The 19967-nt window shown below is 37.4% G+C and carries 21 protein-coding genes, 1 pseudogene and 2 other annotated features; of the genes and pseudogenes, 14 read left to right on the plus strand and 8 right to left on the minus strand.

Annotation, left to right across the window (positions count from 1 at the left end; genetic code table 11):
- Nucleotides 1-368 precede the first annotated feature (368 nt).
- Entirely contained in the window at nt 369-1073 is a 705-nt protein-coding gene (locus BPMYX0001_RS05465) for a CotO family spore coat protein (protein ID WP_006093970.1), read from the plus strand.
- Nucleotides 1074-1139: 66 nt separating this feature from the next.
- On the opposite strand, the gene BPMYX0001_RS05470 is transcribed toward BPMYX0001_RS05465, so the two are convergent.
- Nucleotides 1140-1634, minus strand: a complete 495-nt coding sequence (locus BPMYX0001_RS05470; protein ID WP_003195957.1) for a CotY/CotZ family spore coat protein — start codon at nt 1632-1634, stop codon at nt 1140-1142.
- 201 nt (nt 1635-1835) lie between these two features.
- Between BPMYX0001_RS05470 and BPMYX0001_RS05475 the strand changes: the two genes are divergently transcribed.
- Nucleotides 1836-2195, plus strand: coding sequence for a DUF1360 domain-containing protein (locus tag BPMYX0001_RS05475; protein ID WP_018781130.1), 360 nt, complete (start codon nt 1836-1838; stop codon nt 2193-2195).
- Nucleotides 2196-2308: 113 nt separating this feature from the next.
- Entirely contained in the window at nt 2309-2506 is a 198-nt protein-coding gene (locus tag BPMYX0001_RS05480) for a hypothetical protein (RefSeq protein WP_003195959.1), read from the plus strand.
- 232 nt (nt 2507-2738) lie between these two features.
- On the opposite strand, the gene BPMYX0001_RS05485 is transcribed toward BPMYX0001_RS05480, so the two are convergent.
- The 5 genes from BPMYX0001_RS05485 to BPMYX0001_RS05505 form a co-directional block, all read right to left on the minus strand.
- Nucleotides 2739-3206 carry a CotY/CotZ family spore coat protein gene (locus BPMYX0001_RS05485; protein WP_006093972.1) on the minus strand — a complete coding sequence of 156 codons (468 nt, stop codon included), beginning with the start codon at nt 3204-3206 and terminating at the stop codon, nt 2739-2741.
- 162 nt (nt 3207-3368) lie between these two features.
- Nucleotides 3369-5432, minus strand: coding sequence for an ATP-dependent helicase (locus BPMYX0001_RS05490; protein ID WP_006093973.1), 2064 nt, complete (start codon nt 5430-5432; stop codon nt 3369-3371).
- A gap of 101 nt (nt 5433-5533) precedes the next feature.
- Nucleotides 5534-5956: a GNAT family N-acetyltransferase gene (locus tag BPMYX0001_RS05495; protein WP_006093974.1), complete on the minus strand. Its 423-nt coding sequence runs from the start codon at nt 5954-5956 to the stop codon at nt 5534-5536.
- Nucleotide 5957: 1 nt separating this feature from the next.
- Entirely contained in the window at nt 5958-6476 is a 519-nt protein-coding gene (locus BPMYX0001_RS05500; protein ID WP_003206263.1) for a YjcG family protein, read from the minus strand.
- Nucleotides 6477-6568: 92 nt separating this feature from the next.
- Nucleotides 6569-7300 (minus strand): alpha/beta hydrolase, encoded by a 732-nt coding sequence (locus tag BPMYX0001_RS05505; RefSeq protein ID WP_006093975.1) that lies wholly within the window; start codon nt 7298-7300, stop codon nt 6569-6571.
- A gap of 375 nt (nt 7301-7675) precedes the next feature.
- On the opposite strand from BPMYX0001_RS05505, the gene BPMYX0001_RS05510 reads away from it, so the two are divergent.
- The 3 genes and pseudogenes from BPMYX0001_RS05510 (at nt 7676) to BPMYX0001_RS05520 (ending at nt 10191) form a co-directional block, all read left to right on the plus strand.
- Nucleotides 7676-8587 (plus strand): DMT family transporter, encoded by a 912-nt coding sequence (locus BPMYX0001_RS05510; RefSeq protein WP_033798734.1) that lies wholly within the window; start codon nt 7676-7678, stop codon nt 8585-8587.
- Nucleotides 8588-8625: 38 nt separating this feature from the next.
- A pseudogene (locus BPMYX0001_RS30305) lies at nt 8626-8784 on the plus strand (PH domain-containing protein); the annotation flags it as partial.
- A gap of 288 nt (nt 8785-9072) precedes the next feature.
- Entirely contained in the window at nt 9073-10191 is a 1119-nt protein-coding gene (locus BPMYX0001_RS05520; protein ID WP_006093980.1) for a CgeB family protein, read from the plus strand.
- Between the two features lie 41 nt (nt 10192-10232).
- Here BPMYX0001_RS05520 and BPMYX0001_RS05525 read toward each other — a convergent pair whose 3' ends face one another.
- The gene (locus BPMYX0001_RS05525) at nt 10233-10622 is read right to left on the minus strand and encodes an Ig-like domain-containing protein (protein WP_033798735.1); all 390 of its coding nucleotides are present in this window, start codon (nt 10620-10622) and stop codon (nt 10233-10235) included.
- Nucleotides 10623-10799: 177 nt separating this feature from the next.
- Nucleotides 10800-12266, minus strand: coding sequence for a sodium/proline symporter PutP (gene putP / locus BPMYX0001_RS05530; RefSeq protein WP_033798736.1), 1467 nt, complete (start codon nt 12264-12266; stop codon nt 10800-10802).
- Nucleotides 12267-12571: 305 nt separating this feature from the next.
- Nucleotides 12572-12810: a binding site (T-box leader), on the plus strand.
- Between the two features lie 49 nt (nt 12811-12859).
- Nucleotides 12860-13105, plus strand: a binding site (T-box leader).
- Between the two features lie 52 nt (nt 13106-13157).
- Between putP and trpE the strand changes: the two genes are divergently transcribed.
- The 8 genes from trpE to scfA all read left to right on the plus strand — a co-directional run bounded on the left by trpE (nt 13158) and on the right by scfA (nt 19965).
- A complete protein-coding gene (gene trpE / locus BPMYX0001_RS05535) occupies nt 13158-14573 on the plus strand; it encodes an anthranilate synthase component I (RefSeq protein WP_006093983.1) in 1416 nt (471 codons plus the stop codon).
- Nucleotides 14570-15157, plus strand: a complete 588-nt coding sequence (locus tag BPMYX0001_RS05540; protein WP_018764056.1) for an aminodeoxychorismate/anthranilate synthase component II — start codon at nt 14570-14572, stop codon at nt 15155-15157. The genes trpE and BPMYX0001_RS05540 overlap by 4 nt, the downstream gene beginning before the upstream one ends.
- The gene (gene trpD, locus BPMYX0001_RS05545) at nt 15154-16179 is read left to right on the plus strand and encodes an anthranilate phosphoribosyltransferase (RefSeq protein ID WP_033798737.1); all 1026 of its coding nucleotides are present in this window, start codon (nt 15154-15156) and stop codon (nt 16177-16179) included. Before BPMYX0001_RS05540 ends, trpD begins: the two co-directional genes overlap by 4 nt.
- Nucleotides 16180-16941 (plus strand): indole-3-glycerol phosphate synthase TrpC, encoded by a 762-nt coding sequence (trpC, locus tag BPMYX0001_RS05550; protein ID WP_006093986.1) that lies wholly within the window; start codon nt 16180-16182, stop codon nt 16939-16941. It begins immediately after the preceding gene.
- Entirely contained in the window at nt 16938-17546 is a 609-nt protein-coding gene (locus BPMYX0001_RS05555) for a phosphoribosylanthranilate isomerase (protein ID WP_033798738.1), read from the plus strand. The genes trpC and BPMYX0001_RS05555 overlap by 4 nt, the downstream gene beginning before the upstream one ends.
- A 2-nt stretch (nt 17547-17548) precedes the next feature.
- On the plus strand, nt 17549-18742 hold the full coding sequence (gene trpB / locus BPMYX0001_RS05560; RefSeq protein ID WP_006093988.1) for a tryptophan synthase subunit beta: 1194 nt from the start codon (nt 17549-17551) through the stop codon (nt 18740-18742).
- A gap of 3 nt (nt 18743-18745) precedes the next feature.
- On the plus strand, nt 18746-19507 hold the full coding sequence (trpA, locus tag BPMYX0001_RS05565) for a tryptophan synthase subunit alpha (protein WP_006093989.1): 762 nt from the start codon (nt 18746-18748) through the stop codon (nt 19505-19507).
- Nucleotides 19508-19815: 308 nt separating this feature from the next.
- On the plus strand, nt 19816-19965 hold the full coding sequence (scfA, locus tag BPMYX0001_RS30315) for a six-cysteine ranthipeptide SCIFF (protein WP_016113838.1): 150 nt from the start codon (nt 19816-19818) through the stop codon (nt 19963-19965).
- Nucleotides 19966-19967: the final 2 nt, after the last annotated feature.

A 19967-nucleotide genomic window follows, 5' to 3' on the forward strand; every position in this document is an offset into this window, starting at 1 on the left:
AGCGCCAGTCCCAGCCGGTCCAGTCGGTCCAGTAGGCCCAGTCGGTCCAGTCGGTCCGGGTTCAGGTAAAGGAAATAAACAATTAAGCGGTATGCAGTTATGTTTATTAAACCTATTCAAATTAATTCCTCCTAATTTTTTTGATAAAAATAATTTAAAATGTCTAACTTGTATATATTGTATGAAAGGTGGAAAATGATGGTACTGGGTAGCTCTAAAAATAGGGCGCTTTTTTTTTATCAAAACTTAGCTTAAAATATCTTTATGTAAAATGATGTAGATTCCGTATTGTTTATAAATTTAAAAGCAAGTTCTTCACTTTTGGGAATATACTTTGAAGAGAAGTGTTGTTGACAGGAGGGAGAACCTTGACTAAAAAACAAACTGAGGAGATAAAAAACCAGCCGCTTCTTTATACGGCGGAACCTAATTTGGAGAAAGGTAAGTTAAGTATACAACAAACGTTTATTATTAAATTGAATCACAGCGTTTCTGAACAAAAGGAGAACATGCAAAATGTTGTGAAAGAAGACGAAGTAGAACAGTTGATTCAAGAAGAAACTGTTACATCGGATGAAGAGGTAGATCAACAAGTAAGCTCAGATATTGCAGAAAGTATTGAGTTAGCGGAAGTAGCAGAAGTGGAAGAAGTGGAAGAAGTGGAAGAAGTAGAAGAAGTGGAAGAAGTGGAAGAAGTGGCGGAAGTGGAAGAAGTGGAAGAAGTAACAGAAGTAACAAATGTGGCAGAGGGACTAGAAGAAGCTGAAAAATTAACAGAAGTGATAGATGAGGAAGCGGAAGAAAAAAAGGATGGGAAATCTCAAGTTTTTTTTAAGGATTTGACGAGAAAATCGTTTAAAGATATGAACAATGAAGAGAAAATATATTTTTTTATGCATAGACCGCATTACATTCCAAATGTAAAATGCCGTGTCATAGCAGAGAAGGATATATACGTAGGATTTATTACCAATTACGAAGATGGTTATGTATCTATTAATTCACCACAAACATTTGAAACATTTCATGTGAAGTTTGAAGAGATTGTATCGATTCAAATTATGGGGATATAGAAAAGGTGGTAGTAATACCTACCACCTCATAGTTTTTTAGTTTTACAAATTGTTCTAATCAAGCGATTATACGCCTGGAACATTTACATCACGTAAACATTGAATAGCACAGAAACAATTTAAATCAACTGTGATGGATAAATTTGTAGAGATTAATTGTGGTATTGTTTGTTTTAAAAACGCACAAACAATATCCTCAGGTGTTTGGGACGTTTCTCGTGTAAGTGTAGGTGGAACTAATATCCGTAATACGGCACAGCAATCATCTACACTCTCTACGCGGAAAATAGGAGAACGTGCACAGATATCATCATTTGGTGTTGTAGGATCATTTTCTAGGAAGAATACTGAAGAAAAAAGTTCGCCTTCTGTAGTATATAACAAAAAAGGGCGAGTGTTTGCGAATTTAGCACCTTGATTTGCTCCTAAAAATGGAGCGTCACAGCCTGTCGGGCAAGCGGAAGAAGCACAATCTTGTAATTCATCGATAAATTTTACCACGTCACATACGCAGTTTGAGCGGTGATGGTGATGATCATGTCTTTCATCTTTACAACTCATGAATTTCACTCCTTATATTTAGTTTTCATTTACACTATTAGAGTATTGAAATAGGAGCAAATCGGTTACGGTTCATAGGATGTTTTTTTTTCAAGGATAAGCCTTTATTTGTCCTCATTTAAAGGAGAGTAAAATCTTCCGTTTGTTGGATACTGCGATATGCTTTATGTTTCGGTAAATGGAAATAAGGAGATGGGAAGAATGTTCTTCAATAGTTGGTTTTTATTCTTTATTTTTTCGTTAGCTGTGTTTCGGTTTACGCGTCTCATTGTATACGATAAAATTACCAGCTTTATACGCTCTCCTTTTATTGAAGAAGTACAAATTCAAGAACACGATGGAACTATGTCTACATATATGAAAGTGAAGGGGACTGGAATTCAAAAATGGATTGGTGAATTGTTAAGTTGTTATTGGTGTACAGGTGTATGGATTAGTGCATTTTTACTTCTCTTTTATCATTGGATTCCTAAAGTTGCAGAACCTGTATTAGCGTTGTTGGCACTCGCAGGGGCAGCAGCTATTATTGAAACGATAATTGGGAGATTTGTTGAAGAATAGGGATTTTTAACTGATGATTAGTCGGAAAATCGGACTTTAATAACATAAAAATAGGTGAACAGAAAGGAAAGGCTGTTCATATAGTGAATAGATAGAATTGCACAGCAGAGGAGATGTTTGTTATGGAAGATAACCTGCAACCAAATCCATATGATATGCAACAATGGCAGCAAATGCAACAACAGTTACAGGAAGAGCAAGCGCAGCAACAACAGCAAGCGCAGCAATTACAGCAACAAGGCTTCGTAAAGAAAAAGGGTTGTAATTGTGGTAAGAAAAAGAACATTTCTAATCAACAAAATCAAGGTTGAAAAAACACTCATGTTATCGTGAGTGTTTTTGTTTTGTATGAAAATATATGAAAAGGAATTTTTGTAATAAGACAATGAAGCTATATTGCATCGGAGAGTTATATACCTTTAAAGCAGGGCATATAGCGAAGGGTTAATTTTGCGGACATATTGAGATACTATGGTGAAGAATCGGGAAGTTAATGGACAAGAAAAATTATATGTTAAAAGGTTATACTATGCTGTTATATATTCAGCAGTTTGTAACAAATGCATCACGTAAACATTGAATACCACAAAAGCAATGCAAATCAACCGTGACACAAGAAGAGGTTGCACGTAATTTAGCATGCGGGATCGTTAAGTAAGTACAGACGGAATTTGGGCTCTTGTCAGGTTCTTTACCTATAATAACGATTAATGCCCGAAGTACAGCGCAGCAATTTTCATCTACACTTTCTACACGGAAAATAGGAGAGTGGCAATTTTTATTTGCAGAAGGAACATATGCTTCAAATGGGTCTCCTGATTTTGTGAATAAAATAAATGGACGTGTGTTTGCTGCTTTTGCTGTATATTGCGGACGGAGGAATGGAGCATTATATTGTGATAAATAAGCAGTGGATGCACATTCTTGTAATTCATATATGAATTTGACGATATTACATACACAACTTTCATCAAAGTATGTATCATGCTCGTCGCTAGAATTACAGGTCATATTGTTCACTTCCCTATCCTCAAGTTTTTACTATTAGAATATGAGTCGAGAAGAGTTGATATTACGGGGGACAAAGGTGAGGTCTAGGAGATTTTTATAAATTGTGTTGGACAATAAGCAGATATTACTTGAGAAAGATATGAAAAAATCCAGCACCACATGTTAAGGTGTTGGATTTTTTGGTAAGTCTTTCCGGGCAATATATAAAAATCTCGATACATCTAATTTTTTTCCTCTAAAAAATTGCGGGGAGGAAATGTAAAGTTCTTCTTTTGCGCGCGTGATGGCGACGTACATGAGCCGTCTCTCTTCTTCTAACGCTTCAGATGTGTCAGTTACGCGGTCATTTGCATCTTTTAAAGAAGACGAATGAGGCAGTATGCCATCGCTTGCTCCGAGTAAAAAGACACACGGGAATTCCAGTCCTTTTGCATTGTGAATGGACATAAGAGATACGGCATCTTTTTGTTGCATTGTTTTTAATGCTTCCATTTCTTTTTGGCTTTGAATAGCTGCACTAATAAATTCTAAGTAAGCAGGAATATCAGTAAAACGAGTTGCTGATTCCATAAGTTCCTCAAGCATTTCTTCTTGGATGTCTTTATGCATCGTAAAGGAAGAACGGTCATTACTTTGTAAGTACTCTAAGTATTTCCCTTTACCTTTAATAATTTCTTTTAGTGCTTTCTTTGGTTCTAATTCTTTAATGAATTTAATGAAGTCAATTCGGTCGTTTATTTTTTTGACTTGGAATGGTTTTAAACTCGGGTTCAGCAATAGAAAATGCAGGAGGGAAGGGAATCTTCCTTCGCCGTATTTCCACTGTTCACGTTCAATAAATGAAATGCATTCATCACGGCCGATATACATCGTCGGCAATATGCTTGAGAGCGATTCGATTCGAAACGGTTCATATGCGAGACGTAGCTGATCGAGTACGGGCTTAATTAAAGAATGCTCATAGAACGATTGGCTTGCACCGTGTTTGATAAACGGAACTTTATGAATCGTTAGTTGGTCGAGTAAAGAACGACTGACAGAGTGCGTACGATACAATAAACAAAAGTCTTTGTATTCTCGTTCGCCGCTCGCTACTTTATCTTGAATGAGTTGCAGGATTTGATTTGCCTCATCAAGAGTAGTTGCAGGACGTGCGTAAAATGGCTGTATACCTTCTTCATGAACGGAATATAATTCTTTTTTAAAGCGTTCTTGATTGAGTTTAATTACTTCGTTTCCAAGCCCCACTATAAAAGGATTAGAACGATAATTTGTATTTAACGCAATAATGGTTGTATCATCAAATTCTTTTGGAAAGGATAAGATAATTTGATGGCTTGCACCGCGCCAGCCATATATAGCTTGATCGTCATCTCCCGCGATAAATAAATTATTTCGCGGTGAAGCTAACAGTTTTACAATCTCATATTGCGCATACGACGTATCTTGAAATTCATCGACTTCAATGTAATGGAATCTATTTTGTAATTGTGTTAATAAAGGTGCGTTATTTTCAAGCATATAGAATGTTTCTAGTAAGATATCGTCAAAGTCTATATATCCATATCTTTGTTTTACATCTTCATAACGTTCATACACTTCACGAAATTCTTGTTCAACGGGTGTTTTTGCTTGGACATTTTTTGGACGATTTAATTTGTTTTTTTCGAGTGAAATCATTGCGAGCATCGTTTCAGCGTCATAATCGTCTTTTAAGCGCAATTCTTTTAAGATTTTTTTTATCATAATTTGTTTATGTTTTTCATTTGCTAAGATCTGCTGGTTGTATCCTTGACTGCGAAGTAATTTTAAAAAGACGGAATGGAATGTACCTGCGACAACATAGCGGCTTGCAGCATGGTTCATACCAGGTAAGTTTGCTACACGGCTTCGAATTTCTTCAGCAGCTTTTTGTGTAAACGTAAGCAGTAAAATGTTGCGTGGATGAACATTTTTTACATTAATTAAATAGCCAACGCGAGTTGTTAAAACAGATGTTTTCCCGCTCCCAGCTCCAGCTAATGTAAGAACGGGACCTTCTGTCGTTCTGACTGCTTCTAATTGTTTTTCATTTAAATAGACGCCTTGCTGTTCCAAAGCACGGAAATAAGCAGCATCCGCATCCTTTTCCATAATTAAATGGGAAGAGGTTTTTGGAATATGATATGTTGCTTGCGGAACGTCAGCGTGTGTTAATGATTTTTGTGAAAATTTTTCTTGAGTCATATATTCACCTTCAAAACTATAGCATCAACTTTTAACTTTAGCGGAAGAAAAAGAAAATAGCAATGTAAAAAACAGGAGGGGGTTACCTCCTGTTTAGAAAATCATAATTCTTTTATCATAACAACATGCGGGATATCGGCTTCCATAAATACATCAGAAACGGTTTGATATCCGAGTTTCTTATAAAAGGATTCAGCCTGTGTTTGGGCATGGAGTTTCAATTTTGGTAGCGACTCTTCCTTCGCATATGCTTCGAGCGCGTCCATAATGATTTTTCCGATTCCTTTTTTGCGATGGGAAGCGAGAACGCATATCCGTTCCATTTTCCCGATGCTATCAACAATGCGAAAGCGACCTGCCCCAACTGGAATATCCTCATCATATATAACGATGTGTTTAGAAGTTTCTTCAAATTCATCGTATTCTTCTTCAGCAGACACATGTTGTTCTTCAACAAAGACTTGTTTACGTACAGAGAATGCGTCTCTTAGCTGTTCGTCTGTTTGTACGATTTGTGCTTGCAAATTAGTTGTTCCCCTTTCCAATATGGAATGTTTCATATACTGTCCATGTTTCATTTTCTAATTGATATAGAAGGTGGAAACGGTCGATTGGTTGCTCGTAATAAAAGTCTTTCATACGTAAGCGGCCTAGTACATCAGCATGCTCTGCATCTGATAAGTGTTGTCCAATTGTTAAGTGTGGTACAAAAGCGTACTCGCGTTCTTGCGTGAAGAATCCTTTATGCATTTCTTCGTTTAAGAATGTGAGTTCAGGTGTTTTATCTACTTTGAAATAAATAACATTATTAACAGGTGCAAATGAGCTTACCTTTCCAACATGAAGGGTAAACGGATTTGTTTTGTTTGCAATTGCATGTAGTTCTTGTACAATCGCTTCTAATTGTTCATCTGGTGCCTCAAAGGGTGTTTTTAATGTGATATGTGGTGGAACCAATGCATAATGCGGATCGTAACGCTTACGCAATCCGTTTGCTTTATCTTGAATCATTTTTGATGGAAAAATTACAATGCCTAGTTTCATCTTTATATTCCTCCCTTTGTAAGTCTAGTTAGATTTCGAGAAAATAAATCTCTTTTTCTATTATATCAAATAATTCTGAACACTGCTTCCTATTATTTCATTGATAGAATATAAGAAAATGCTTTCGGTAAATCATTTTGCCAATATTTCCACGTATGATTGCCTTCAAATTCTTCGTAATGTGTGATGAAGTTTCTTTCTGTAAGTAATGCATGCAGCTCGCGATTTGGCTCTACAAAATCAGAAACTTGTCCATCCGTTCTTTTTACAGCGGTTTCTTCCGTCCCAATTACATGATAAATTTCCAATGCGTGTGGTTCTGTAAAATCTTTTGCAAGACTAAGTACTGTTTCATCGACAAATGGGGATTGCATAACGACTTTACCGAATGTATGCGGATACATAAGTGCTGTCATAAAGGACACTGTACCACCAAGGGAATCACCGATTAATACACGACCTTTTCCCATTTGATAGGTTGGATAATTTTCATCAATATATGGAACGAGTTCATGCGCAAGGAAACGAATGTATGCGCTATTTTTTACATCGTTTGGAAAGTATTTTTCTTTACGATCGTGAACATTTTTATATGGAATACCGACAATAATTGTTCGGTCAATTTCTTCATTTTCACGAAGACGTTCAATTACGCGGTGCGCTTTACCAAGCTGAAAATAATCTCTCCCGTCCTGTGCAATTACAACGGTGTGTTTGTGCAGCGGCGTGTAATTAGCTGGTAAATAGACGAGAAGTGTAATCTCTTCTTGAAGTGATGTACTGTAAAATGAAAGTTCTTCTATTCTCCCTGTTGCTTGATTCATATATGATCCCCCTAAATAAAAATATGCTGTAGTTGCCCTGTGAGGGTAGCGCAGGTAGTGAAGATGTAAGGATGCATCTACTACTGTGCTTCTCATTTTCTATTTTACCATAATGGTAAGAAGAATCTAAAAAATTAGTATTTATATAATAAAAGAAAAATCGATATAAAACCTAATCTTTAGGTGGAAGAGAGAATCCGCCATGGATAGAAGCGGTCAAATCCTTTTCCTGCCCCATGCGAAGGGAAAATAAAGAGAGGAAGTGAGTGCAGGTCACCTTCTGTTTTTCGTAGCAATGATTTATATGTTGAAAGATTAAATTGGGTTTATATATAATGAAGTGGGGATTTTTAAAGAGAGAGGGGTAAAGCAACTTTGAAACAAGAAAAATCAATTGCACTACCATTAGCAGTTTCCATTATAGCTATTTCATTTGCAGCTGTTTTCGTTAAGATGTCCTCAGCACCATTTTCAATTTTAAGCATGTATCGATTATGGATTATTGTAATCTTTATGCTTCCGATTGTTTGGAAAAAACGCGAAGAATTTCGCAGAATTCAAACGCGAGATTGGTGTTTTTTAATAGGATCAGGATTCTTTTTAGCACTGCATTTCCTTTTATGGTTTGCATCTTTAAAGTTTACAACTGTTGCTAGTTCGACTATCATTTTAGCGCTTCAGCCAATCGTATCATTAGTTGGAGGTTTTTTTCTGTTTAAAGAAAGAACGACGTATTCAGCCATTGCCACAATGGGGATTGCTATCCTTGGTGTAATGTGCATTGGATGGGGAGATTTAGGGTTAAGCAGAGCAGCGATATTCGGGGATATTTTATCCTTTTTAAGTGTAATTGCAGTTGTTGGTTATTTATTCATTGGGCAAACAACGGTAAAAAAAGTTTCACACTGGATTTATAGCTTTACCGTGTTTGTATTTGCGGGAATATTTATCGCTATTTATAACGTAATCATGAGTGTGCCGTTTACAGGATATTCTACGTGGGACTGGTGGATTTTCAGTTTGCTTGCGATTGTACCAACCGCTTCACATATGATTAATAACTGGCTATTAAATTATGTGAATGCCACAACGATTTCAATGAGTATTTTAGGAGAGCCTGTTGGAGCATCGGTACTTGCGTTTTTCTTGCTTGGTGAGAAGTTAAATATGATGCAAATTATCGGAAGTATTCTCGTATTGTTCGGTGTATTTATTTTCTTGTTGCAGCAGCAAAAGCGCGTGCAGAAAGAACCAGCACACAGCGCAGCAGTTACGCAAGAGCTGTAGTGTATTTATAGATAGTTAGTAAGCTGCTAGGAGAAATCCTAGCAGCTCCGGCACTGTCTTTTGATAGACTTGAAATACTTTATGGTTCTCAATTTGAAACAGCCCTTGTCTCACCGAAAGATAAGTGGAAATTTGTTTCTTTGCTAAAAAGCATTCATCCGCAAATTGAAGTAGAAAATCATATAATGAACGATTGATAAGAGTGGTCTCAAGGGCCACTCTTATTTTTATTCCCTCAAGATACAGGGGAAAACGAGGAAGAGAGGCGGGGGATGAAGACTTCCCACTGATTAAAGTTTCACTTTATATTTTGATATTAAAACTTAATATTTACTGGCTATATGGGATGTGAAGTTGATACTTATATTAATTGTATGAAAAGTCGAATAACTAAAACGGAATTTTCATAAATAGTAAAAGGAATCATATTTGTCTTTTATGTGAAATTTATGTAATTTGTTCTCAGAAGGGAGAGCGGAAAGAAAATGGAATTAATTAGATGGGCTGTTGAACTAGGAGCTTCAGTACATGGTAATACACCCAATGAACTATTACCTGCATTAGAATATTATTATGATCGAGATCATTTGAAAGCCTTTTTGCTTGCAGGTATTCTTCTTGAAATGGAGTTGTCACCGAGTCAAAGAGAGGCTGTTGAGCTGAAAAAATGTATATCAGCGTACTATGCGGGATTGTATAAGGTTGGGAAAAAATATGCCGATAAACTTCTGGCTGAGCATCCTGAAGTAGTTCTTTACCAAAATAATGTGGAAGCATTTGAAGCGTATTTCAACAGTTATTATGACTATTGTCTTTACATATGGCCATATACATATGGAAGTTTTATAGATGTTGCTAGAGCTTTAAAGTGGAAGTTAGAACAGCAGGGGAAAACGGCAATTATATCAGAAACATTATTAACAAACGCGAATAATACAATAGTTTTTGGTGCACATTCATATGTCCATACTCCTGTTAAGATTCCAGAAGATGTGATTATTTATAATTTAGAGCAGCTATATGATGGGTGTCCGTATGATAATATTATTTATCGTAATATATTAAAAAACAGGATAGTGTGGGATTACAGTCCTCAAAATATTGCTTGGTTGAAAAAGAAAGAATTAGGAAAAGAAGTGAAACGTGTCAAAATGAAGTATGCTCCTACTTTAAAAATTAAAACAGATACTTTTATAAAGCCTATCTCTGAAGATATTGATGTATTGTTTATCGGTGCTATGAATGGACGCCGTCAAGCAGTTTTTGATCAGTTAAAAAAGCTTGCACCAGATTTAAATATTATTTTTAAAAGCAATGTATGGGGAATTCTTAGAAATGAACTTATAGTAAGATCCAAAATTATTTTAAACATACACTACTACTTAACTGGTATTCTTGAAACACCGAGAGTTTCTCACGCTGTCGCGAATCATAAATTTATTATTTCTGAATCTAGTAGCCCTGAAGATGAAGTAGAGTGGCCGGGAATTGTTTTTGTCCCCCATGAAAAGATTGCGGAGACAGTTCTAGAGTATCTCCAAAAGCCAGAGGAACGTAAAATGTTAGCAGAGAAGGCACATGATTATTTTAAATCACAAGACTAAATAAAATTGAACGCCCCCACTTTAATAAAGTGGGGGCGAGTTCAATTCGGATTTGTCATATAAGGCTGAACATGAACAACACATAAATCTCGAAATTTCCCTTCAGCAGTTGTTACAATTATGACAGCTCGTCCAGGGTTTCTTCCAGTTATGATTGCTTTGTCATCATCTGCATGGACTGTTATGACGTCAGGATTCATATTTGTCCATATAAGCCCTTGATTTGTTGCTTGAACTGGGAGAACGAAAGCTGATAATTCTGCGCTTTGTTCTACTTTTATTTTTAATTTGTTTTTTTGTATATGCACACCAATTACAGATACAACAGAAGGAGCGAGTGAAATTTGAGGTTTTGACTGTATGTTTGGACAAGAAGAATTTGTAATAAGTGATAGCTTTTTTGAATTTTGGTGTTGTAGTGATGCCATTATTCTAAAGTCTCCTTTCTGTATAAGTGTTGATACTCATACTATAACGAAGTAGTGTTATGGTAGATTTAACGAAATATAAAGAAATTGTTAATTTCAAGGAGAGAATTGTCGAACAATGAATAAAAAAAGGAACCTCCGCTTTTATGATGAAAGCGGAGGTTCCTTTTTTAAAAAATATTATGCAGTTTTCTCAAATTCCTCGAACTGCTTTTCGACTTCTTTTGAAGGCTTTGTTAGTAAACTAACGATAACAATTGCTAGTAAGCTTGCTGTGAAACCTGGAATCATTTCATATAGGAAATCTTTTAAAAACTTAAATTGTGTCCACGTGATAACAGTTGCAGCACCAGCGATCATTCCAGCTAACGCGCCCCATTTTGTCATACGTTTCCAGTATAAGCTTAGTAAAACGACAGGACCAAATGAAGAACCAAATCCAGCCCAAGCATAGCCAACAAGCGCTAGGATTGTGTCGTTTTGTTTAAATGCTAATCCACAACCAATAAGTGCGATAACAAGAACGGCCATACGACCAACAAATACAAGCTCACGATCAGATGCAGAACGTTTAAAGAATGTTCGATATATATCTTCCGTTACTGCACTTGATGTAACAAGAAGCTGAGAAGAGATTGTACTCATAATAGCCGCTAAAATAGCTGCTAATAAAAATCCAGTAATTAATGGATGGAATAAAATGTTACCTAGTTCAACGAAAATTGTTTCTGGGTCAGAGAGCTTTAATCCCGCTTTTGAATAGTAAGCGATACCGATAAGACCAGTAAACATAGCTCCTACTACAGAGAAAATCATCCAGCTCATACCGATTCGGCGTGCGCTTTTGATTTCTTTGACAGAAGAGATGGCCATAAAGCGCACGATAATATGAGGTTGTCCAGCATAACCAAGACCCCAGGCGAATAATGAAATAATACCTAATACGGATGTTCCTTTAAAAATATCTAATAGCGCTGGGTCAATAGATTTAATTGTATCAAATGCTGGTCCAATGCCGTTTACATTCATAATTGTTACGACCGGAACAAGGATAAGAGCAACTACCATGATGATTCCTTGAACGAAGTCTGTCCAACTTACAGCTAAGAAGCCACCAAATAATGTGTAAGCTACAACAACGCTTCCAACAATAAGTAGTCCAACATGATAATTTAAGCCAAATGAATTTTCGAATAATACAGCACCTGAGACGAATCCTGAAGCTACATAAAATGTGAAAAAGATCATAATAACAAGTCCAGAAACAAGACGTAGCATATGAGATGCATCATGGAAACGATGCTCTAAAAATTCTGGAATAGTAATAGAATTGTTTGCAATTTCTGAGTAGGTACGTAAGCGAGGAGCGACATAGATCCAGTTTGCGTATGCGCCAAGTGTTAGGCCAATCGCAATCCAGCTACTACTTAATCCAACGCTAAACATTGCACCGGGTAATCCCATTAACAGCCAGCCGCTCATATCAGCTGCTCCCGCACTTAATGCTGTTACTGCGGGGCCTAGTGTACGCCCGCCAAGCATATAATCTGTTAAGTTGGATGTTTGTTTATAGGCAAAATAGCCAATGACTAGCATCCCGAGCATGTAGATAGAGATAGAAATTAAAATTAACATCTGCGTACTCATGTAGTTCCCCTTCCTTTTGTAATGTCTTTTGATGAACTTTGCATAATTATAATCTATCATGATTATTTCAGAAAATCCATATACAAATACGAATTTTCTGAAATGTAAGCGTTTTTTGACATTGGTTCATTTTTCGAATATATAATTTTCTGACAAAAAACCTTAATTTTAATAGGGTATTTATTATATTTACATAGAAATAGGTTGTTTTGTCAATATAATATTGAGCTGAGAAATAAATAAAAATTTTTAAAAAGTATTGACTTATGAAAAAGGAACGGCATATAATGATTTCAACTTAAAAAATGCAAGCGTTGATGAAGAAGAGTACGTATTATGAACATGTCAGAGAGCTGATGGTTGGTGCGAATCAGTATGGAATTAATATGGAATGGCCTTCGGAGCTTCCAAACCGAACCGAAAGAAGTAGGCTTTGGCGACATGATCTCATCGATACAAGAGACACGTATTCATTTTGGATACGGCAAAGTGCGTTACATTTGTAACGAATTAAGGTGGCACCACGGGAGTACCCGTCCTTTCTATAGGATGAGTACTCCCTTTTTGTGTATAAAAATAAATGAACTGAATAAACTAAATCGTTTAAGTAAGAAGAGTACGTATATTGGAGACGTTCCAGAGAGCCGGGGATAGGTGGGAGCCCGGTGCGGTGCCATATGCGGAATGGGCTTACGAGAGGTATGCTGAACAGATTCTAAATAAGTAGGCAACCCGGGTTCCGCCGTTACAAGGATAAGGTATATATTTGTACCTGAATAAAGAGGGATGCTTCTGCATCCAATAAGAGGTGGTACCACGGTAAATTTATCGTCCTCTGCATATTCCGATATGCAGAGGACTTTTTTTATTTTCAATAGTGAGGTGACAGACATGATAACGAAAGAACAATTTAATATGCAAAAGAGACAAGGAAAATCATTTTTGGTAATTGATGAAGAAGAAGGAGATAGTGTAACGCCAATTGCTTTATATCGCCAGATGAAAGGTGAGAAAAAATTTTTACTCGAAAGCTCGCAGCTTCATCAAGATAAGGGACGTTATTCTTATTTAGGATGTGATCCATACGGAGAAATCAAAAGTAGTGGCGCGGCGGTAGAGATTACGATAAATGGTAGAACGAAGCAGATAGAAGAAAATGTATTACAAGCATTGGAAAAAGCCCTTGCGCCATCAGAGGTAGAAAGCCCATTTCCATTTTGCGGAGGAGCAGTTGGATATATTGGTTATGATGTCATTCGGCAATATGAAGACATTGGGGAAGAACTGTTTGATCCGGTCGATATTCCGGAAGTTCATGTATTACTGTACCGAGAGTTTATTGTATACGACCATTTACGTCAGAAACTATCGTTTGTATATGTATGCAGGGGAGAAGATACGGACTCTTTTGAAGAAGTTCACGAGAGATTGCAGGCATATAAACAAGATGTCTTACATGGAGAAGAACAAGTGAAAGAAATACAGCCTTCTCTATCCTTTACTTCTTCTATAACAGAAGAAAAGTTTTGCGAAATGGTGGAGAAGGCAAAAGAATACATTCGAGCTGGTGATATTTTTCAAGTTGTATTATCTCAGCGATTGCAAAGTGAATTTATAGGCGATTCATTTGCATTATATCGAAAACTTCGGATTGCAAATCCATCACCGTATATGTTTTATATTGATTTCCAAGATTATGTTGTACTTGGTTCCTCACCAGAAAGTTTACTTTCTGTACGAAATGAAAAAGTGATGACAAATCCAATCGCAGGAACAAGGCCACGCGGAAAAACAAAGCAGGAAGATGAAGAGATAGCAAAAGAGCTCTTAGCAAATGAGAAAGAGCGTGCAGAACATATGATGCTTGTAGATTTAGGAAGAAATGATATCGGGCGGGTGAGCGAAGTCGGTTCTGTTGGGCTCGATAAGTATATGAAAGTAGAAAAGTACTCACATGTCATGCATATTGTATCTGAAGTTTCCGGAACATTGCGAAAACAAATGGATTGTTTTGATGCACTAGCCTACTGTTTGCCGGCTGGCACTGTATCCGGGGCACCGAAAATTAGGGCGATGAAAATTATAAACGGATTAGAAACGGAAAAAAGAAATGTATACGCCGGAGCAGTAGGATATATAGCTTTTTCTGGAAACCTTGATATGGCGCTTGCGATTCGCACAATGGTTGTAAAAGACCAGACAGCATATGTGCAGGCGGGAGCAGGTATTGTCTATGATTCAGATCCAATTGCTGAATATGAAGAGACATTAAATAAAGCGAAGGCGCTTTTGGAGGTAATGAAATGATTGTACTCATCGATAACTATGATTCATTCACTTATAACTTGTATCAATTGTTAGGGGCATATGAGGAAGAGATTGTTGTACTGCGAAATGATAAAGTGACGATTCAAGAACTCGAAGAAATGAAGCCAAAAGCAATTATTCTTTCACCAGGACCAGGAAAACCAGAGGATGCAGGGATTTGCACCCAGGTGATTCAACATTTTTACAAACAAATTCCGATCCTTGGCATTTGCCTTGGACACCAAGCGATTGTTTCAGCATTTGGCGGGGAAATTGTAAGAGCAGAGCATATAAAACATGGGAAAACATCACGTGTAAAGCATAATGGCACATCGATATTTTCATATGTCACGCAACCGTTAACTGCGATGCGCTACCATTCACTCGTAGCGGCGAAGCATACGATTCCAAAATGTTTTGATGTATTAGCAACAGCGATGGATGATGGGGAAATCATGGCAGTTCGCCATAACTATTATCCACTCTTCGGATTGCAGTTTCATCCAGAGTCAATTGCGACTGAAGAGGGCGGAAAATTAATCCGTGCATTTTTATCCAGTGTGAAAGAGGAGGAGCGAGTATGAATAGTTATCTTCGGAAATTAGTAGATGGACAGAACTTAACGGAACAGGAAATGTATGAAGCAGGCCTTGTGCTCTTAAGTGAAGATATATTAGAAAGTGAAATTGCAGCTTTTTTAGCATTGTTAAAGGCAAAGGGTGAAACTTCTGATGAAATATATGGCCTCGTTCGTGCTCTTCGGGAAAAGGCATTACCATTTGCAAGTCATATAAAAGGAGCAATGGATAATTGCGGGACGGGCGGAGACGGTGCACAAACATTCAACATTAGTACAACATCTGCTTTCGTACTTGCCGGGGCTGGTGTGAAGGTGGCGAAACATGGGAATCGCGCGGTTTCTAGTAAAACAGGGAGTGCGGATTTATTAGAAGAACTTGGTGTCAATATTGCATGTACGCCAAGAGAAATTGACTACTTATTAGAAAAGGTTGGTATCGCATTTCTGTTTGCACCAGCTATGCATCCAGCACTTAAACGCATTATGAAAATAAGAAAAGAGCTAAATGTACCGACCATTTTTAATCTAATTGGTCCTCTTACAAATCCGATTGATTTAGAAACGCAGTTTGTTGGCATATACAAACGAGATATGCTAATGCCTGTAGCAGAGGTATTGCAAAAGCTTGGTAGAAAACAAGCGCTTGTTGTAAATGGGAGCGGATTTTTAGATGAAGCATCTCTGCAAGGGGAAAATCATGTAGTGATTTTAAAGGATAACAAAATTATAGAAGAGAGTATTATTCCAGAAGAATATGGATTTTCTCGTGTGAGCAATGAAGAAATCCGAGGTGGAAATGCAAAAGAAAATGCGAATATTACACTGCAAGTACTAGAGGGGGAAAAGAGTGTATACCGTGATACGGTTCTACTCAATGCAGGTCTTGCACTTTTTGCAAATGGAAAAGCAGGGACAATTGAAGAAGGCATTCATATTGCAGCTCAAAGTATTGATTCTGGAAAAGCGTTATCGAAATTGAATCTATTAATTAGTGCAAGTAATAAAAGATTAGAGAGGGTGAATTAAATGGAAACCATTTTAGAAAAGATTGTTCAGCAGAAGAAAAAAGAGGTAGAAGCGTTGTATAAAACATATACGCCGGTGAAGAAACAACGGAAGTCACACTCTCTTGTAGAAGCACTGCAAAACTTCACAGTCATTGCTGAAGTGAAGCGAGCTTCTCCATCTAAAGGTGATATTCATTTACATGTAGATGTACCAAAGCAAGTAAAAATGTATGAAGAGTGTGGCGCCGGAGCAGTTTCTGTTTTAACGGATGAACAGTTTTTTAAAGGATCTTTTCAAGATTTAGAAACAGCACGAGCAAATAGTAATATTCCGCTTCTATGTAAAGATTTTATTATCGATACAATTCAAATTGATCGGGCATATGAAGCTGGAGCGGATCTCATTTTACTTATCGTTGCTGCACTATCAGAAGAAAAACTACGAGAGTTATATGCATACGTGCAAAAAGTAGGATTAGAGGCAATTGTAGAAGTTCACAATGAGACAGAATTAGAGGTAGCACTAGCATTAAATCCTCATGTGATTGGAATAAACAATCGGAATTTGAAAACATTTGAAGTGGATTTGAGTACGACAGAAAATCTAGGGAAACGATTGAATGAAGAAAATATGCTTTGGATTAGTGAGAGTGGTATTCATACGGAAGAAGATATCGTACGTGTGAAGCAGGCAGGTGCAAAAGGAATTCTTGTTGGGGAAGCGCTGATGACTGCACCTTCTGTAAGAGACTTCTTTCAATCACTGAAGGTGACAACGTGAAAGTAAAGATTTGCGGCATTATCGATGTAGAAACAGCAAAGAAAGCGTGTGAATACGGCGCAGATGCTATTGGATTTGTATTTGCGAAAAGCAAAAGGGAAATTACACCTGAAAGAGCAAAACAGATTATTGATGAGCTTCCAGCTGATGTAATGAAAGTTGGTGTTTTTGTAAATGAATCGGTAGAGGTCATTCAGAAAATTGTAAATGATTGTGGTTTAACACATGTACAACTGCATGGGGATGAAGGAAATCATCATATCGGAAGATTGAATATTCCGTCTATAAAAGCAGTTGGTGTACATTCGAGCGAAGATATAGAGCAATCACCAGACTATGAAGCTGATTTTCTCTTATTTGATAGCCCGAAAGAAAAGTTTCATGGTGGAAATGGGAAAATATTTTCATGGAAGTTGCTAGATGATATGCCAAATGAAATTCGTAAAAAGTGTATTTTAGCTGGTGGATTACACATTGAAAACATTAAAGAAGCAATTGAAACTGTTAAGCCATATATGGTAGATGTCAGCAGCGGAGTAGAAACGGATGGAAAGAAAGATAGCGAAAAAATAAAACAATTTATTAGAAAAGCGAAGGAGTGTTAAACATGCAATATGCATATCCAGATGAAAAAGGTCACTACGGTATATACGGAGGACGTTACGTTCCAGAAACACTTATGCAATCTGTTTTAGAATTAGAAGAAGCGTATAAAGAAGCGATGCAAGATGAAGCATTTCAACAAGAATTAGAGCATTATTTACAAACGTACGTCGGAAGAGAAACACCGCTTTATTTTACGGAGAATCTGACAAAGTATTGCGGAGGGGCGAAGATTTATTTAAAGCGTGAAGATTTAAATCATACCGGAGCACACAAAATTAACAATACAATTGGGCAAGCGCTTCTTGCAGTACGAATGGGTAAGAAAAAGGTTGTAGCTGAAACAGGAGCTGGACAGCACGGGGTTGCAACGGCGACGGTATGCGCCTTACTCGGTTTAGAGTGCGTCATTTTCATGGGAGAAGAAGATGTAAAACGACAAAAGTTAAACGTCTTCAGAATGGAACTATTAGGAGCGAAAGTGGAAAGTGTCGCAGCAGGTAGTGGAACATTAAAAGATGCAGTAAACGAGGCGCTTCGTTACTGGGTTGCACATGTGCACGATACGCACTATATTATGGGATCTGTTCTTGGACCGCATCCATTCCCGCAAATTGTACGTGATTTCCAAAGTGTAATCGGGAAAGAAACGAAGAGACAATATGAAGCGCTAGAAGGGAAATTACCAGAAGCAGTTGTTGCTTGCATCGGCGGTGGAAGTAATGCAATGGGAATGTTTTATCCGTTTGTACATGATAAAGAAGTTGCTCTTTACGGCGTAGAAGCAGCAGGAAAAGGGATTCATACAGAGAAGCACGCAGCAACATTAACAAAAGGAAGCGTTGGCGTTCTTCATGGTTCGATGATGTATCTCCTTCAAAATGAAGAAGGACAAATTCAGGAAGCGCACTCTATTTCAGCAGGGCTAGACTATCCAGGAGTTGGGCCAGAACATAGTCTGCTAAAAGATATTGGCCGTGTCTCTTACAACTCAATTACAGATGACGAAGCGCTAGCTGCATTCCAGTTACTAACGAAAAAAGAAGGAATTATCCCGGCATTAGAAAGTTCACACGCAGTGGCGTATGCATTAAAACTTGCGCCTACAATGAAGCAAGATGAAGGACTTGTCATTTGTTTATCGGGCCGCGGTGATAAAGATGTTGAAAGTATAAAACGTTATATGGAAGAGGTGTAAACGATGGGAGTAGAAAGAATTACAGCAGCGTTTCAAAATGGAAAAAAAGCATTTATTCCTTATGTAATGGGAGGAGATGGAGGTCTAGAGAAGTTAAAAGAGCAAATTCATTTTCTAGATGAAGCAGGAGCGAGCATTGTTGAAATTGGTATTCCTTTTTCTGATCCAGTTGCAGATGGACCTACAATTCAAAGAGCAGGAAAACGAGCATTAGACAGTGGAACAACGCTCGGAGGAATCTTTCAGGCACTAGCGGAAGTCAGACAAGAAGTAAATATTCCATTCGTACTTATGACATACTTGAATCCTATTTTAGCATTTGGTAAAGAACGTTTTATCGGAAGTTGTCTTGAAGCTGGTGTAGATGGAATTATTGTTCCAGACTTGCCATATGAAGAACAAGATATTATCGCATCGCTCCTTCGTGATGCGCATATCGCACTTATTCCGCTTGTAACAGTAACGAGTCCAATCGAACGAATTGAAAAGATTACGAGGGAGTCACAAGGGTTTGTTTATGCGGTAACGGTAGCGGGGGTCACTGGGGTTAGACGTGACTTTAAGCAAGAAATTCATAGCTACTTAGAAAAGGTAAAAGCACATGTACATCTTCCAGTAGTTGCTGGATTTGGAATCTCAACGACTGAGCAAATTGAGGAAATGATTACGTTATGTGATGGAGTGGTTGTGGGAAGTAAGGTAATTGAGCTTTTAGAAACAGAAAAAGAAGAGGAAATTTGTGAACTGATTGCTGCAGTGAAATAAGAAGAAGAGGCTGCCTGTTAAGGGGCCTCTATATTATATGAGCAAGTTTCAAGCCATTAAGACCTTGCAAATTAGTGGGGGATTCTTCATCTCCCACTAATTATTAGTTGAGCGAATTGGCTTTTACGGTCAGTTGATTCCCCAACTGACATGAAAATATCAAGAATGATTGACGTAAACCAAAGGTGTTGTTAAAATTATTACTGGAATTAATGTGAAGTATTTCACAAATTGTAGTTTTTAATGTGAAAACATTCACAAATGTTGAGTTTGTTTCTTAAAAATTTTTTTAAAAGGAGTTATACGTTATGAAAAGAATCGTAACACTAAGTACTCGTAAACTGACAGATACAGTAAAACATGGTGGGTGTGGCGCATGTCAAACATCTTGCCAATCAGCTTGCAAGACATCTTGCGGAGTTGCAAATCAAAAATGTGAAAACATAATGAACAGATAGAA

Origin of the sequence: Bacillus pseudomycoides DSM 12442, from assembly GCF_000161455.1 — a bacterium.
GTDB classification, from domain to species: domain Bacteria; phylum Bacillota; class Bacilli; order Bacillales; family Bacillaceae_G; genus Bacillus_A; species Bacillus_A pseudomycoides.